The following is a 13,875-nucleotide window of genomic DNA, read 5'->3' on the forward strand; positions in this document are numbered from 1 at the left end:
CGATAGCGCACTGTCAGGCGGCGCTGACCTCGCCTTCACCCGCCAGCTTGCGATTGAGCTGGAAGCGCCAGCGCACGTAGAGCAGGGCCGAGCAGAACACTGCCAGGCTGGCGAGCATCTCCAGGATGCCGAACAGCTGCCGGTTCGGGTCGTAGGCGGCCAGCGCGCCCTTGATGAAATACAGGTTCACCACAAAGCACATCCAGGAGTGCCCGCGCGCGCTGCCCACCAGCATGCCTGGCGCCATCAGCAGCAGCGGCACCAGTTCGATCAGCAGGATCACCCAGGGCCGGGCGCCGTGCAGGTCGGCGACGAACAGGTAGTAGCCGCAGAGCAGGCCGACCAGGCCGAAAAAGCAGATCAGGCTCAGCACCCGGGTGATGCGTACGCGCGGCTCCAGCCATTCGATGGCCGGCAGGACCTTGGGCTTTTTAGCCACGGCTGCTCTCCAGTTGCAGGGCAGTCTTGGCCAGGCGCAGGCCCAGGGCGCGGCAGAGGGCGACCTCGTGCTCGTTCAGCGGGCTCTTGCCGTCGGCGCCGGCATGGTGGCTGGCACCGTAAGGCGTGCCGCCGCCACGGGTTTCCAGCAGGGCCGATTCGCTGTAGGGCAGGCCGGTGATCAGCATGCCGTGGTGCAGCAGCGGCAGCATCATCGACAGCAGGGTGGTTTCCTGGCCGCCGTGCAGGCTGGCGGTGGAGGTGAACACCCCGGCCGGCTTGCCCACCAGGGCGCCGGTCAGCCACAGGTTGCTGGTGCCGTCGAGGAAGTACTTCAGCGGCGCGGCCATGTTGCCGAAACGGGTCGGGCTGCCCAAAGCCAGGCCGGAGCAGTGCTTCAGGTCGTCGAGGCTGGCGTACAGCGCGCCGTCTTCCGGGATGCTCGGGGCCACGGCCTCGCAGTCGGCGGATATCGCCGGCACGGTGCGCAGGCGCGCTTCCAGGCCACCTTGTTCGATGCCCCGGGCGATCTGCCGGGCCATCTCGTTGGTCGAGCCGTTGCGGCTGTAGTAGAGAACCAGGATGTACGGCGTACTCAAGGCAGGATCTCCAGCACATTCTCCGGCGGCCGGCCGATGATGGCCTTGTCGCCGACTTCGAGAATCGGCCGCTCCATGAGTTTCGGGTGCGCGGCGATGGCGGCGATCAGCTGCGCTTCGCTCAGGCTGGCGTCGGCCAGGTTGAGGCTCTTGTACTCGTCTTCGCCGGTGCGCAGCAGCTGGCGGGCGCCGATCCCGAGCTTGCCCAGCAGGCTTTGCAGCTGGGCGGCGTCGAGTGGGGTTTCCAGGTAGCGGACCACGGTCGGGGCCAGGCCACGGGCTTCCAGCAGTTCCAGTGCGCCGCGGGATTTCGAGCAGCGCGGGTTGTGATAAAGCGTCAGATCGGTCATGGGCGGGTCGCATCTTGCGTAAGGTGGCGGCTATTCTACCTGTGCGACGGGCAGTCCTGAACCTTGCGAGGCGATGGGTCGCACGAGAAAGCGGGTTTGACTGATTTTTTTCAATACAAGGATCAAGGCATGGCAAGGCAACTGGCAGCGGCATTGGCGATCATCGGCACCTTGTTGCTGAGCGGCTGCGGTAACGATTACGGGGTCGATCAATATGGCCGGAAAGTCGCCGCCGAGCGCGTGGACAAGCAGTGGCTGGTGCTCAATTACTGGGCCGAATGGTGTGGGCCGTGCCGCACCGAGATTCCCGAGCTCAATGCATTGGCCGAAGGGCTCAAGGGCCAGTCGGTGAGTGTGCTGGGGGTCAATTTCGATAACGTCCAGGGCGAGGAATTGAAGAGCGCCAGTGAAAAACTGGGCATCAAGTTCACCGTGCTGGCGCAGAACCCGGCGGAGATTTTCGATTTGCCACGCAGCGAAGGGCTGCCGGTGACCTACATCATCGATGACCAGGGCAAGGTGCGTGAGCAACTGATGGGCGAACAGACCGCGGCGGGCGTGATGGCGAAGCTGGAAGCCCTGCGCGGGCATTGATCCGTAGCCGCTGCCGCAGGCTGCGATCGGCCTGAAGGCTGTTGCGATCTCANCGGACCTTATCGCAGCCTGCGGCAGCGGCTACAGGGGATCAACCTTCCTCGAGCCACCAGCGCAACGGCTTGCCTTCGGCCGGCCAGAAGCGCACTTGCTCGATCGGGGAAATGTCCCAGCGCTGGACGGTTTCCAGTGCCTGCAGGAAGCGTCGTTCCTGCTCCATCAGGGCGGGCGCGCACATCTTGCGGGTGCTGCCGACCTTGCCGAAGCTGAGCTTGTCGCCTTCCAGGGTGTAGGGCGCGAACCAGTGGTTGCAGCCACCGTTGCCGTAGGCGCGACCGTCTTCCCCGAGGGTGATGGTCAGGTGGCTGTAGTCGATCAGCGGACGCTCGCCGATCCACTCCAGGATGTAGCTGCGATCCTGCTGCAGTTTCACCGGCTCCGCCGCGCAACCCAGCAGGCCGGCGCCGAACGCGGCGGTCAACGCCAGGCGTTTCATTGGGCGGCTCGCTGGCATTTCGGGCAGAGGTGTTTTTCCCCTTGGCCGATCCAGCCCAGCTCAGCGATCCGCGCGCTGGCCGCAGGCTTTTGCACCTTGCTGCCCAGCTTGGCATCCACCGCGAACTCGAAGCTCAGCTCGGTGGCGCAGCTGTCACAGTTGACCTGCCACTGATGGATCGCCAGCTCGCCGAATACCGGACCGCGGGCCACGGCGACCCACTGGCCGACCGGGTTGATCAGGTGCCGCACGGTTTCCACCGTCAGGCGCATCGACAGGTCCTTGCTGCCCTTGAGGGTGACGATCAGCACGTCGTCGTTGCGGATGGAACCACCGTTGCCGGTGACCTGATAGCGGCCAGGCACCAGGGCGCGGCATTCGATCAGGGTGTGTTGCGGGTTCATCAGGCTGTAGCGGAAATCGTGTTCGACCATGGGTCCTCCAAATCTGGCGCGTATGCTAGCACGCACCCCGATACCTCAGGTTGCAGGCAGATGACCTTCGCTTACCGCCGGTCCGTCGGCTCAGCCTTCCACCAGGTTGCAGGGCGCGCCGGCGGCCCAGGCGGCGATGTTGTGCAAGGTGGTGTCGGCGATCGCCGCCAGGGCCTCGCGGGTGAGGAAGGCCTGGTGGGCGGTGACTATCACGTTGGGGAAGGTCAACAGCCGCGCCAGCACGTCGTCCTGCAGCGGCAGGTCGGAGCGGTCCTCGAAGAACAGCTGCGCTTCCTCTTCGTAGACATCCAGCCCCAGGTAGCCCAGTTGGCCATTTTTCAGGGCCTCGATCAGCGCCGGGGTATCCACCAGGCCGCCGCGGCCGGTGTTGATCAGCATCGCCCCCGGTTGCATCCGGGCCAGGCTCTGGCGGTTGATCAGGTGTTTGCTGTCGGCGGTGAGTGGGCAGTGCAGGCTGATGATCTGCGCCTGGGCCAGCAGCTCCGGCAGGCTCAGGTAACGCGCGCCCAGGGCCTCGACTTGCGGGTTGGGGAAGGGATCGTGGGCCAGCAACTGGCAGCCGAAGCCGGCCATGATCCGGGCAAAGGTGGCGCCGATCTGCCCGGTGCCGACTATGCCGACGGTTTTCCCCACCAGGTCGAAACCGGTCAGGCCGTGCAGGCTGAAGTCGCCTTCGCGGGTGCGGTTGTAGGCGCGGTGCAGGCGGCGGTTCAGCGCCAGGATCAGGGCCACGGCATGCTCGGCCACGGCATGGGGCGAGTAGGCCGGGACCCGCACCACGCTCAGGCCCAGGCGTTTGGCCGCGGCCAGGTCGACATGGTTGTAGCCGGCCGAGCGCAGCGCGATCAGGCGCGTGCCGCCGGCGGCCAGCTGTTCCAGCACCGGGGTGCTCAGGTCGTCATTGATAAAGGCGCAGACCACTTGGTGGTGCTCCGCCAGGGCCACGGTGTCCAGGCTCAGGCGCGCGGCCTGGAACTGTAGCTCGATGCCCGGCGGCAGCTCGGCGCCGAGGAAGCTGTCGCGGTCATAGTTCTGGCTGCTGAAGAGAATGGTGCGCATGGCGTCGTCCTTGTGGGAGGTTGCCCCATAGCATGAGCTTTCGAGGCAAACCTGTCGTTGCCCTGAGTCAGGCGTTGATGCGGGCCTCCGTGGCCAGGCGGTTGATCGCCCGTTCGAGTTCGTCGAGGGCGGCGAAGGCCTTGACGTCTTCCTGCTTGAGCAGGGTTTCGCTGCGCTGGCAGGCGGCGCGCAATTGCGGGACTCCGCAGTAGCGGGTCGCCCCGTGCAGGCGGTGGACCCGTTCGATCAGGGCATTGTGGTCGTTGGCGGCACGAGCGGCACGAATCGCTTCGCGATCGGCCTCCAGCGAAGCCAGGAGCATCGCCAGCATGTCGGCGGCCAGGTCCGCTTTTCCGGCGGCCAGGCGCAAACCTTCGTCGTGATCCAGCACTTGCAGCTCGTGGCCATTGCCGGACGGTTCGCCAGTGCGCTCCGGGCCCTGGTTGCGCAGGGCCAGACCGGTCCACTTCAGCACCACCTGAGCCAGCTGACGCTCACTGATGGGTTTGGTCAGGTAGTCGTCCATGCCGCTTTGCAGCAGCGCGCGTTTTTCGTTGGCCATGGCGTGGGCGGTGAGGGCGATCACCGGCAGCGGCGTGCAGTTGCGTTCGCTCTCCCACTGACGAATCGCCTCGGTGCTCTGGCGACCGTCCATGCCGGGCATCTGCACGTCCATCATCACCAGGTCGAAGGATTCGTTCTGCACTGCCTTGACCGCTGCGTAACCGCTGTCGACCGCGAGCACCTTGGCGCCCATGTCTTCGAGCAGGGTCTGCACCAGCAGCAGGTTGGCCGGGTTGTCATCGACACACAGCACCCGTGGCGGGCGACTGGCGATAGGTTCGCTCGGCTCGTTGCGCACCGCCTTGGGGTTGACCAGATCGGCCAGGGCACGCCGCAGCTTGCGGGTGCAGGCCGGTTTGGCCTGCAACTGGCTGTGAGGGTTGGGCACCGACAGGTGGAACAGCGTCTGTTCGGTGGTTGGGCACAGCACCAGCACTTTGCAGCCCAGGTGTTCGAGGTCCCAGATGTGCTGGTTGAGGCGTTCCGGCGGCATGTCGTTGGTGGTGATGCCGAGGACCGCCAGGTCGATCGCCTGTTCGGTCTGATGCACTCCGGTCACCCCGTTGGTCAGGGCTTCCAGGGTATTGAACGGCGTCACTTCCAGGCCGCAGTCCTCGAGTTGATGCTGCAGGGCCTGACGCGCCAGCTCATGGTTCTCCAGCACTGCGACCCGCCTGCCGAGCAGCGGCGGGGCTGGCAGGTCTTCGGCGTCGTCGCGGGTTTTCGGCAGGCGCAGGCTGATCCAGAACTCCGAACCTTCGCCGGGCGTACTGTCGACGCCGATCTCGCCACCCATCTGTTCGATCAGGCGCTTGGAAATCACCAGCCCCAGGCCAGTACCGCCGGGTTGCCGCGACAGCGAGTTGTCGGCCTGGCTGAAGGCCTGGAACAGGGCGCGCACATCCTGGTTCGACAGGCCGATGCCAGTGTCCTGAATGCTGATGCGCAGTTGCACGCTGTCTTCGTGTTCTTCTTCGAGCATGGCGCGGGCGACGATGGTGCCTTCGCGGGTGAACTTGATGGCGTTGCTCACCAGGTTGGTGAGGATCTGCTTGAGGCGCAGCGGGTCGCCCACCAGCGACAGCGGCGTGTCGCGATACACCAGGCTGACCAGTTCCAGCTGCTTGGCGTGGGCGGCCGGGGCAAGGATGGTCAGGGTGTCCTGCAACAGGTCGCGCAGGTTGAACGGAATGCTGTCGAGCACCAGCTTGCCGGCTTCGATTTTCGAGAAGTCGAGAATTTCGTTGATGATCCCCAGCAGGCTGTCGGCGGACTTTTCGATGGTGCCCAGGTAATCCAGCTGACGCGGGGTCAGCTCGCTTTTCTGCAACAGGTGGGTGAAACCGAGGATGCCGTTGAGCGGGGTACGGATTTCGTGACTCATGTTGGCCAGGAATTCCGACTTGATCCGGCTGGCCTCCAGGGCCTCCTTGCGCGCCAGGTCCAGTTCGATGTTCTGGATCTCGATGGTCTCCAGGTTTTGCCGGACGTCCTCGGTGGCCTGGTCGATGCTGTGCTGCAGTTCTTCCTGGGCGTTCTGCAGGGTGCCGGCCATGCGGTTGATGCCCGAGGCCAGTTCGTCCAGCTCCTGGCTGCCAAGCAAGGGCAGGCGGGTTTCCAGGTTGCCGTCCTTGAGTTGGGTGACGGCCTGTTTGATCTGGCTCAGCGGGTTGTTGATGGTGCGCCCCATGCGCAGCGCCAGCAGGCCGGTGCAGATCAGCCCGGCGGTGATCAGCAGCAGGCTGGCGAACAGGCTGCGGTAACCGCGCAACAGCATGCTGTTATGGGACAGCTCCAGCTCGACCCAGCCGAGCAGGCGGTCGGACTCGTCGGGAATCAGGTCGCCGGCCAGGTTGCGGTGACGGCCGAACACCGGCAGCAGATAGCGCGTGGCGTCGCTGCCAGTACGTTGCAGCATCTGGCTGCCGTTACCGGTCGGCGCCTGGTTGAGCATGCTCGGGCCGGCATGGGCCAGGGGCGTACGGTCGGGTGCGAGGAAGCTCACCGCGCGCACGTCCTGTTGTTCCAGGGACTGGGTGGCGATGCGTTCCAGCAGGGTGGTGTTCTGGTGGGCCAGGGCCGGCGCCACCAGGGGCGCCAGTTGCTCGGCGATCATTTCGCCGCGTTGCAGAAGCTGGGTTTGCAGGTCCGATTGCTGCATCCAGGTGAAATAACCGCCCAGCACCAACGCCATCAGGCTGGTTGGCAGCAAGGTCAGCAACAGCACGCGGCCTTTGATCCCCAGTTTCTTAAGCACGCAACTCTCCTGCTACCACGCCGTTTTGAATGAATCCTGCGCACATCCGGTGCGCACCACCTGCGCAGTGTAGCCATTTGCTTTGCCGCAATCTTCGCAAAATTAATCGTCGAACCGCTCGAGCTCCCCGGTGTAGCGAGCGCTTTGTCGACCGGTGCCGGTTGCCCGGGCGCGGACAATCTTGAATAATCGCCCAACTGAGAATTACTTGCAGAAGCCAATGAATCCCGTATCTGTCGGCCACCCCCGGATCCTGAGCATCGAAGACGACCTGGTGCTCGGTGCCTATGTGCACGAGCAATTGGGGCGTTGTGGCTTTGATGTCACCTGGTGCCAGAACGGCCAGGAAGGGCTGACGATGGCCCGCCAGCAGTCTTTCGATGTGGTGCTGATGGACATCCTGCTGCCGGGCATGGACGGCCTGACGGTGCTCACCCATTTTCGCCAGAGCCATTCCACGCCGGTGCTGCTGATGTCGGCGCTGGGGGCCGAGGCCGATCGCATCAGCGGTTTCCGCCTGGGGGCCGACGACTATCTGCCCAAGCCCTTCAGCATGGCCGAGCTGCGGGTACGGATCGAAGCCATCCTGCGGCGCGTGGCCCTGGATCGCCGGCCGGCCCCGGCGCCGCTCAGGCAGGAAGCCCAGGGGCTGCGTTTCGACGACGAGCTGTGCGACGTGCATTACGGGCAACAGTGGGCCGGGCTGACCCGCAGCGAGTACCGCCTGCTGGAGACGCTCAACCGCAACGGCGACGAGGTCCTGAGCAAACCCTTCCTTTATCAGCATGTGCTGCAGCGCGGCTACGCGCCCCATGATCGCAGCCTGGACATGCACATCAGCCAGATCCGCCGCAAACTCAAGGCGGTCGGTTATGTCGCGCGGGAAGTGCGCACGGTCTGGGGCAAGGGCTATGTGCTGAGCGCCGTCGATGAAATGGCCTGAGCTGCCCGGCAGACATTCGCTGTTCTGGAAGCTGGCCTGTCTGCTGGTCGCCTTCTGCCTGCTGATGATCTGGCTGAGCTGGTCTTGGGGCCGCTATATGGAACAGAAGAACCTGTTCCTCTCCGACGAGGCCCGCGGCACGCTGACCGGCTACGCCGCCGAGGCCGAACAGGCCTGGAACCAGGGACAGAGCGCCGGGGTCGATGCCTGGTTGCAAGGCATGGCCGGGCGCGAGCGGCATTGGGTCGGGGTCATCGGCCGCGACCTGCAGTCGCTGGGCAGTTATCCGCTGAGCGAAGCCGAGAGCCAGCACCTGACCTTCCTGCGCGGCCTGGATTGGCCGGTCAGCCGCCATACCCGTGGTTTGCCCTGGCTGAAGATTCCGTTTCCCAACGACCCGTCCGCCGGCAGCCTGGTGATCGAGCTGCCCCAGCGCTTCATGCCCGGACGCTACCGGGTGTTCTGGCGGGTACTGACCAATGGGGTGATTCCCGGCCTGTTCACCCTGTTGCTGTGTGTCGGGCTGTATCGACTGCTGGTGGTGCCTCTGAACCAGCTGCGCGAACAGGCCAACGCCTGGCGCGCCGATCAACTGAATGCGCGGCTATCGAGCCAGACCACCAGTCGCCAGGACGAATTGGGCGAACTGGGCCGGGCATTCGACCAGATGTCCGAGCGCCTGCAGGGCACCGTGGCCTTGCAGCAGCAATTGCTGCGCGACCTTTCCCATGAGTTGCGTACGCCCCTGAGTCGCCTGCGGGTCGCCTGCGACGGCGAGCAGAGCCTGCCGGCACTGCGCGAGCGGCTGGCGCGGGAAGTCGATGGCATGCAGCGGCTGGTGGACGACACCTTGCAACTGGCCTGGCTCGATACCGAGCGGGCACCGCTGGCCGAGGAAGACATCCAGATCCAGGCCCTGTGGGAAATGCTCACGGAAAACGCCTGCTTCGAAAGCGCCTGGTCCAACACCCAACTGCACTGCGCGCTGGACGCCTCGTGCTGGGTCCGGGGCAACCTCAATACCCTGGCCCAGGCCCTGGAAAACATCCTGCGCAATGCCATTCGCCATTCGCCCGCGGGCGGTCGTGTGCTGCTGGACGGCCAGCGCCAGGGCGAGCATTGGCTGCTGTGGCTGGAGGATGAGGGGCCTGGCGTGGCCGACGCCGATCTGCAGCGGATCTTCGATCCCTTTACCCGTCTCGACGGCTCGCGTCCGGGCAATGGCGGTTTTGGCCTGGGCTTGAGCATCGCACGCAACGCCGTGCAGCGTCAGGGCGGTCAACTGTGGGCGGAAAATGCCGGGCGTGGGCTGCGCCTGAACATGCGCCTGCGGGCTGCCGTTGTGCTGGAAGCGCCTTCGACCGAGGCTGATTCGCTGCCTTATATCGTTAAGCCATAAGACCCTCACTTTGCGTGATATGGCCTGCGAACGTTTGCCGGTATGATAGTCGCCCCCGCAGTCCGGATTGCGAATACGCCATGACCTTGCAGTACCCCACCATCGCCGATTGCGTCGGCAACACCCCGCTGGTCCGTTTGCAGCGCCTGCCTGGCGTCACCAGCAACACCCTGCTGCTCAAGCTCGAGGGCAACAACCCGGCGGGTTCGGTCAAGGACCGCCCGGCGCTGTCGATGATCACTCGCGCCGAGCTGCGTGGGCAGATTCACCCCGGCGATACGCTGATCGAGGCGACCTCGGGCAACACCGGGATTGCCCTGGCCATGGCTGCGGCGATCAAGGGCTACAAGATGATCCTGATCATGCCCGACAACTCCAGTGCCGAGCGCAAGGCGGCGATGACCGCCTATGGCGCCGAGCTGATCCTGGTCAGCCAGGAAGAGGGCATGGAAGGCGCGCGCGACCTGGCCGAGAAGATGCAGGCCGAAGGTCGCGGCAAGGTGCTCGACCAGTTCGCCAACCTGGATAACCCGGAAGCGCACTACACCGGCACCGGCCCGGAAATCTGGCGGCAGACCGAGGGCACCATCACTCACTTCGTCAGCTCCATGGGCACCACTGGCACCATCATGGGCACTTCGCGTTATCTGAAGGAACAGAACCCGAACGTGCAGATCATCGGCCTGCAACCGATGGAAGGCTCGGCCATTCCCGGCATTCGCCGCTGGCCGCAGGAATACCTGCCGAAGATCTACCAGGCCACTCGCGTCGATCGCATCGTCGACATGACGCAAAGCGAAGCCGAAGACGTGACCCGGCGCCTGGCCCGCGAAGAAGGCATCTTCTGCGGTGTGTCCTCGGGCGGTGCGGTGGCGGCGATGTTGCGCCTGTCCCGCGAAGTCGAAAACGCGGTGATTGTCGCGATCATCTGTGACCGTGGCGACCGTTACCTGTCGACCGGCATCTTCGATGCGCCCAACTGATGGCTAAGCCAGTCAGAGGCCTGCGCTTCCAGCCTGCGGGCGGGAGCCGGGCGGCGCAGATACCCGTTGGAAAAAAACAGCGCCTGACCATCGAGCGCCTGGCCAACGACGGCCGCGGCATTGCCTTCCTGGAAGGGCGTACCTGGTTCGTCGTCGGTGCACTGGCGGGCGAAGAGGTCGAGGCGCGAGTGCTGGGTGCCCACGGCAAAGTGGTAGAAGCCCGTACCGAGCGGGTGTTCAGCGCCAGCGATCTGCGCCGGCCAGCGCCTTGCGCCCATGCCGGCCGTTGCGGCGGCTGCAGCGTGCAGCACCTGCCCCACGATGAACAGCTTGCCCTGAAACAGCGCATGCTCGCCGAGCAGCTGTCGCGGGTCGCCGGTGTCGAGCCAGAGGAATGGGCGGCGCCCTTGAGCGGTCCGGAGTTCGGCTACCGACGCCGGGCGCGGGTCGCGGTGCGCTGGGACGCCAAGGCGAAAAAACTCGAAGTGGGTTTTCGTGCCGCCGGCAGCCAGGACATAGTCGCCATCGACGAATGCCCGGTGCTGGTACAGCCCTTGCAACCGATCATGAGCCGCTTGCCGGCGATGCTGCAGCGCCTGAGCAAACCGCAGGCGCTGGGGCATGTGGAGCTGTTCAGCGGTTCGGCGATTGCCGTGCTGCTGCGCCATATGGCGCCGTTGTCCGCGGCCGACCTGGAGATTCTCCAGGCGTTCTGCGCCTTCCATGAGGCCCAGTTGTGGCTGCATGGCGAAGGCGAGCCGCAACCGGTGGACCCGGACCAGGCCCTGGGCTATCGCCTGGAGCCGTGGAATCTGCAGCTGGCTTATCGGCCGGGGGATTTTGTCCAGGTCAACGCCGGGGTCAACGAGGCGATGGTGGCGCAGGCCCTGGAGTGGTTGGCGCCGCAGGCCGACGAGCGCGTGCTGGATCTGTTTTGCGGCCTGGGCAACTTTGCCCTGCCGCTGGCGCAGAAGGTTCGGGAAGTGGTGGCGGTCGAAGGGGTGGCGACCATGGTCGCGCGCGCCGCGGAGAATGCCGCTAGCAACAATTTGCATAACACCCGGTTTTTTCAGGCCGATTTATCGCAGCCCCTGAGCGATGCCGAGTGGGCCCGCGAAGGCTTTTCTGCGGTACTCTTGGACCCACCTCGGGACGGTGCTTTCGAGGTGGTACGCAAGCTTGCGAGCCTGGGCGCCAAGCGCCTGGTTTATGTGTCATGCAACCCTGCCACTCTGGCGCGTGACACAGTCGAACTGGTCAGACAGGGCTACCGGTTAAAACGTGCCGGGATCCTCGATATGTTTCCTCAGACGGCACATGTCGAGGCCATGGCGTTATTTGAAGCGAGCTAGGATGGCTCGTCTAATCCGTTGGCCCGTCAGGTAGCACTCGCCGGCCCAGCGAGGAAATACTGGCAGTGAAGGCCAGCGATTTGACGCATTGAATGTGCGTCGTAGGGAAGGTAAAGCAAGATGGTACAGGTGAGAGCGCACCAGCCGATCAACACCGACGGCAGTATCAATCTCGAGGCGTGGCTCGATCATGCGGTCAGCGTCGACATGGCACTGGACCGTGAAGCCTTGAAAGAAGCCTGCGAGTTCGCTCGTGAGGCAGAGCTACAACACATCGCCGCGAAGAATCTCAGCGGCGAAGACATGTCGAGTTTCAGCACCGGCCTCGAGATCGCGGAGATCCTTGCCGACCTCAAGCTGGATCAGGATTCGCTGGTAGCCGCGGTACTCTACCGTGGCGTCCGCGAAGGCCAGATTCCGCTGCCGGCTGTCAGCCAGCGCTTCGGTCCGGTGGTGGCCAAGCTGATCGACGGCGTGCTGCGCATGGCGGCGATCAGCGCCAGCCTCAGCCCCCGCCAATCCCTCGTGCTCGGCACCCAGGCCCAGGTGGAAAACCTGCGCAAGATGCTGGTGGCGATGGTCGATGACGTGCGTGTGGCACTGATCAAGCTGGCCGAGCGGACCTGCGCGATCCGCGCGGTGAAAAACGCCGACGACGAGAAGCGCAACCGGGTCGCCCGGGAAGTCTTCGACATCTACGCACCGCTGGCGCATCGCCTGGGTATCGGCCATATCAAGTGGGAGCTGGAGGACCTGTCCTTCCGTTACCTGGAGCCTGAGCAGTACAAGCAGATCGCCAAGTTGCTGCACGAGCGGCGCCTCGATCGTGAGCGTTTCATCTCCGACGTGATGAACCAGCTGCAGAACGAACTGCAGGCCACCGGCGTCGACGCCGACATCAGCGGCCGGGCCAAACACATCTATTCGATCTGGCGCAAAATGCAGCGCAAGGGCCTGGAGTTCAGCCAGATCTACGACGTGCGCGCGGTGCGCGTGCTTGTCCCGGAAATGCGCGACTGCTACACCGCGCTGGGGATCGTCCACACCCTGTGGCGGCACATTCCGAAAGAGTTCGACGACTACATCGCCAACCCCAAGGAGAACGGTTACCGCTCGCTGCACACGGCGGTCATCGGCCCTGAAGGCAAGGTGCTGGAAGTGCAGATCCGTACCCATGCGATGCACGAAGAGGCCGAGCTGGGGGTCTGCGCCCACTGGCGCTACAAGGGCACCGACGTCAAATCCGGCTCCAACCACTACGAAGAGAAAATCTCCTGGCTGCGTCAGGTGCTCGAGTGGCATGAGGAGCTGGGGGATATCGGCGGCCTGGCCGAGCAGCTGCGGGTGGATATCGAGCCGGACCGGGTCTACATCTTCACCCCCGACGGCCACGCCATCGACTTGCCGAAAGGCGCGACGCCGCTGGACTTCGCCTACCGGGTGCACACCGAGATTGGCCACAACTGCCGGGGCGCGAAGATCAACGGGCGCATCGTGCCGCTCAACTACAGCCTGCAGACCGGCGAGCAGGTCGAGATCATCACCAGCAAGCACGGCACGCCGAGCCGCGACTGGCTGAACCCGAACCTGGGGTATGTCACCACCTCGCGGGCGCGGGCGAAGATCGTCCACTGGTTCAAGCTGCAGGCACGGGATCAGAACGTGGCGGCGGGCAAGACCCTGCTCGAGCGCGAACTCAATCGCCTCGATCTGCCGCAGGTGGATTTCGAAAAGCTGGCCGACAAGGCCAACATGAAAACCGCCGAGGACATGTTCGCTGCCCTGGGCGCGGGCGACCTGCGCCTGGCGCAGCTGGTCAACCTGGCGCAGCAGCTGGTGGAGCCGGAACGCGGCAACGAACAGCTGGAACTGATCCCGCGCAAGGCCACCGGCTACAAGCCGGGCAAGCGCGGCGACATCCAGATCCAGGGCGTCGGCAACCTGCTGACCCAGATGGCCGGCTGCTGCCAGCCGCTGCCGGGGGATGCGATCGTCGGTTACATCACCCAGGGGCGCGGGGTGAGCATTCACCGTCAGGACTGCGCCTCGGTGCTGCAACTGGCCGGCCGCGAGCCGGAGCGGATCATCCAGGTCAGCTGGGGCCCGGTGCCGGTGCAGACCTACCCGGTGGACATCATCATTCGCGCCTACGACCGCTCCGGTCTGCTGCGTGACGTGTCCCAGGTGCTACTCAACGAGCGGATCAACGTGCTGGCGGTCAACACCCGCTCGAACAAGGAGGACAACACCGCGCTGATGTCCCTGACCATCGAGATTCCGGGGCTGGACGCGCTGGGGCGGTTGCTGGGGCGTATTTCCCAGTTGCCGAACATCATCGAGACCCGCCGTAACCGTACCCCTTGAAACCCGCAACGTAGGAGCGAGG

Annotated in this window: 13 protein-coding genes; 6 read left to right on the forward strand and 7 right to left on the reverse strand. The window is 64.8% G+C overall.

The genetic code is table 11. From position 1 onward, the window contains the following. Positions 1 to 13: 13 nt before the first annotated feature. From ACTJKT_RS05385 to arsC, 3 genes are read right to left on the reverse strand one after another with little or no spacing between them, the layout of a single operon-like run. Complete coding sequence (locus ACTJKT_RS05385; RefSeq protein ID WP_097304684.1) at positions 14 to 439, reverse strand: DUF2069 domain-containing protein; 426 nt, start codon at positions 437 to 439, stop codon at positions 14 to 16. Further along, positions 432 to 1,037, reverse strand: coding sequence for an NAD(P)H:quinone oxidoreductase (gene wrbA / locus ACTJKT_RS05390; protein ID WP_025805675.1), 606 nt, complete (start codon positions 1,035 to 1,037; stop codon positions 432 to 434). Before wrbA ends, ACTJKT_RS05385 begins: the two co-directional genes overlap by 8 nt. Continuing rightward, a complete protein-coding gene (gene arsC / locus ACTJKT_RS05395) occupies positions 1,034 to 1,387 on the reverse strand; it encodes an arsenate reductase (glutaredoxin) (protein ID WP_097304682.1) in 354 nt (117 codons plus the stop codon). The genes wrbA and arsC overlap by 4 nt, the downstream gene beginning before the upstream one ends. 129 nt (positions 1,388 to 1,516) lie before the next feature. On the opposite strand from arsC, the gene ACTJKT_RS05400 reads away from it, so the two are divergent. Continuing rightward, positions 1,517 to 1,981 (forward strand): TlpA disulfide reductase family protein, encoded by a 465-nt coding sequence (locus ACTJKT_RS05400; RefSeq protein ID WP_097304681.1) that lies wholly within the window; start codon positions 1,517 to 1,519, stop codon positions 1,979 to 1,981. A gap of 91 nt (positions 1,982 to 2,072) precedes the next feature. On the opposite strand, the gene ACTJKT_RS05405 is transcribed toward ACTJKT_RS05400, so the two are convergent. The 4 genes from ACTJKT_RS05405 to ACTJKT_RS05420 all read right to left on the reverse strand — a co-directional run bounded on the left by ACTJKT_RS05405 (position 2,073) and on the right by ACTJKT_RS05420 (position 6,812). Beyond that, positions 2,073 to 2,477 (reverse strand): META domain-containing protein, encoded by a 405-nt coding sequence (locus ACTJKT_RS05405; protein ID WP_440786426.1) that lies wholly within the window; start codon positions 2,475 to 2,477, stop codon positions 2,073 to 2,075. Next, positions 2,474 to 2,911, reverse strand: a complete 438-nt coding sequence (locus ACTJKT_RS05410; protein WP_440786427.1) for a hypothetical protein — start codon at positions 2,909 to 2,911, stop codon at positions 2,474 to 2,476. Before ACTJKT_RS05410 ends, ACTJKT_RS05405 begins: the two co-directional genes overlap by 4 nt. A gap of 90 nt (positions 2,912 to 3,001) precedes the next feature. Beyond that, positions 3,002 to 3,991: a 2-hydroxyacid dehydrogenase gene (locus tag ACTJKT_RS05415; protein WP_440786428.1), complete on the reverse strand. Its 990-nt coding sequence runs from the start codon at positions 3,989 to 3,991 to the stop codon at positions 3,002 to 3,004. 67 nt (positions 3,992 to 4,058) lie between these two features. After that, the gene (locus ACTJKT_RS05420) at positions 4,059 to 6,812 is read right to left on the reverse strand and encodes a response regulator (protein ID WP_440786429.1); all 2,754 of its coding nucleotides are present in this window, start codon (positions 6,810 to 6,812) and stop codon (positions 4,059 to 4,061) included. 220 nt (positions 6,813 to 7,032) lie between these two features. On the opposite strand from ACTJKT_RS05420, the gene ACTJKT_RS05425 reads away from it, so the two are divergent. From ACTJKT_RS05425 to relA, 5 genes are all read left to right on the forward strand, one after another. Continuing rightward, positions 7,033 to 7,755 (forward strand): response regulator transcription factor, encoded by a 723-nt coding sequence (locus ACTJKT_RS05425; protein WP_440786430.1) that lies wholly within the window; start codon positions 7,033 to 7,035, stop codon positions 7,753 to 7,755. Beyond that, positions 7,742 to 9,154 (forward strand): histidine kinase sensor domain-containing protein, encoded by a 1,413-nt coding sequence (locus tag ACTJKT_RS05430; protein ID WP_440786431.1) that lies wholly within the window; start codon positions 7,742 to 7,744, stop codon positions 9,152 to 9,154. Before ACTJKT_RS05425 ends, ACTJKT_RS05430 begins: the two co-directional genes overlap by 14 nt. Positions 9,155 to 9,234: 80 nt before the next feature. Further along, a complete protein-coding gene (cysM, locus tag ACTJKT_RS05435; RefSeq protein ID WP_009050276.1) occupies positions 9,235 to 10,137 on the forward strand; it encodes a cysteine synthase CysM in 903 nt (300 codons plus the stop codon). Continuing rightward, positions 10,137 to 11,489, forward strand: a complete 1,353-nt coding sequence (rlmD, locus tag ACTJKT_RS05440) for a 23S rRNA (uracil(1939)-C(5))-methyltransferase RlmD (RefSeq protein WP_440786432.1) — start codon at positions 10,137 to 10,139, stop codon at positions 11,487 to 11,489. Before cysM ends, rlmD begins: the two co-directional genes overlap by 1 nt. A gap of 120 nt (positions 11,490 to 11,609) precedes the next feature. Continuing rightward, positions 11,610 to 13,853 carry a GTP diphosphokinase gene (gene relA, locus ACTJKT_RS05445; RefSeq protein WP_097304674.1) on the forward strand — a complete coding sequence of 748 codons (2,244 nt, stop codon included), beginning with the start codon at positions 11,610 to 11,612 and terminating at the stop codon, positions 13,851 to 13,853. The last annotated feature ends 22 nt before the right edge of the window (positions 13,854 to 13,875 follow it).

It is taken from the genome of Pseudomonas sp. 22526, from assembly GCF_052044735.1.
GTDB lineage: Bacteria > Pseudomonadota > Gammaproteobacteria > Pseudomonadales > Pseudomonadaceae > Aquipseudomonas > Aquipseudomonas piscium.

Bases quoted from the DNA above. Each gene is read 5' to 3' on its own strand.
- arsC (WP_097304682.1), bottom strand. From the start codon at position 1,387: ATGACCGATCTGACGCTTTATCACAACCCGCGCTGCTCGAAATCCCGC.
- ACTJKT_RS05400 (WP_097304681.1), top strand. From the start codon at position 1,517: ATGGCAAGGCAACTGGCAGCGGCATTGGCGATCATCGGCACCTTGTTG.
- ACTJKT_RS05405 (WP_440786426.1), bottom strand. From the start codon at position 2,477: ATGAAACGCCTGGCGTTGACCGCCGCGTTCGGCGCCGGCCTGCTGGGT.
- ACTJKT_RS05410 (WP_440786427.1), bottom strand. From the start codon at position 2,911: ATGGTCGAACACGATTTCCGCTACAGCCTGATGAACCCGCAACACACC.
- ACTJKT_RS05415 (WP_440786428.1), bottom strand. From the start codon at position 3,991: ATGCGCACCATTCTCTTCAGCAGCCAGAACTATGACCGCGACAGCTTC.
- ACTJKT_RS05425 (WP_440786430.1), top strand. From the start codon at position 7,033: ATGAATCCCGTATCTGTCGGCCACCCCCGGATCCTGAGCATCGAAGAC.
- ACTJKT_RS05430 (WP_440786431.1), top strand. From the start codon at position 7,742: ATGAAATGGCCTGAGCTGCCCGGCAGACATTCGCTGTTCTGGAAGCTG.
- cysM (WP_009050276.1), top strand. From the start codon at position 9,235: ATGACCTTGCAGTACCCCACCATCGCCGATTGCGTCGGCAACACCCCG.
- rlmD (WP_440786432.1), top strand. From the start codon at position 10,137: ATGGCTAAGCCAGTCAGAGGCCTGCGCTTCCAGCCTGCGGGCGGGAGC.
- relA (WP_097304674.1), top strand. From the start codon at position 11,610: ATGGTACAGGTGAGAGCGCACCAGCCGATCAACACCGACGGCAGTATC.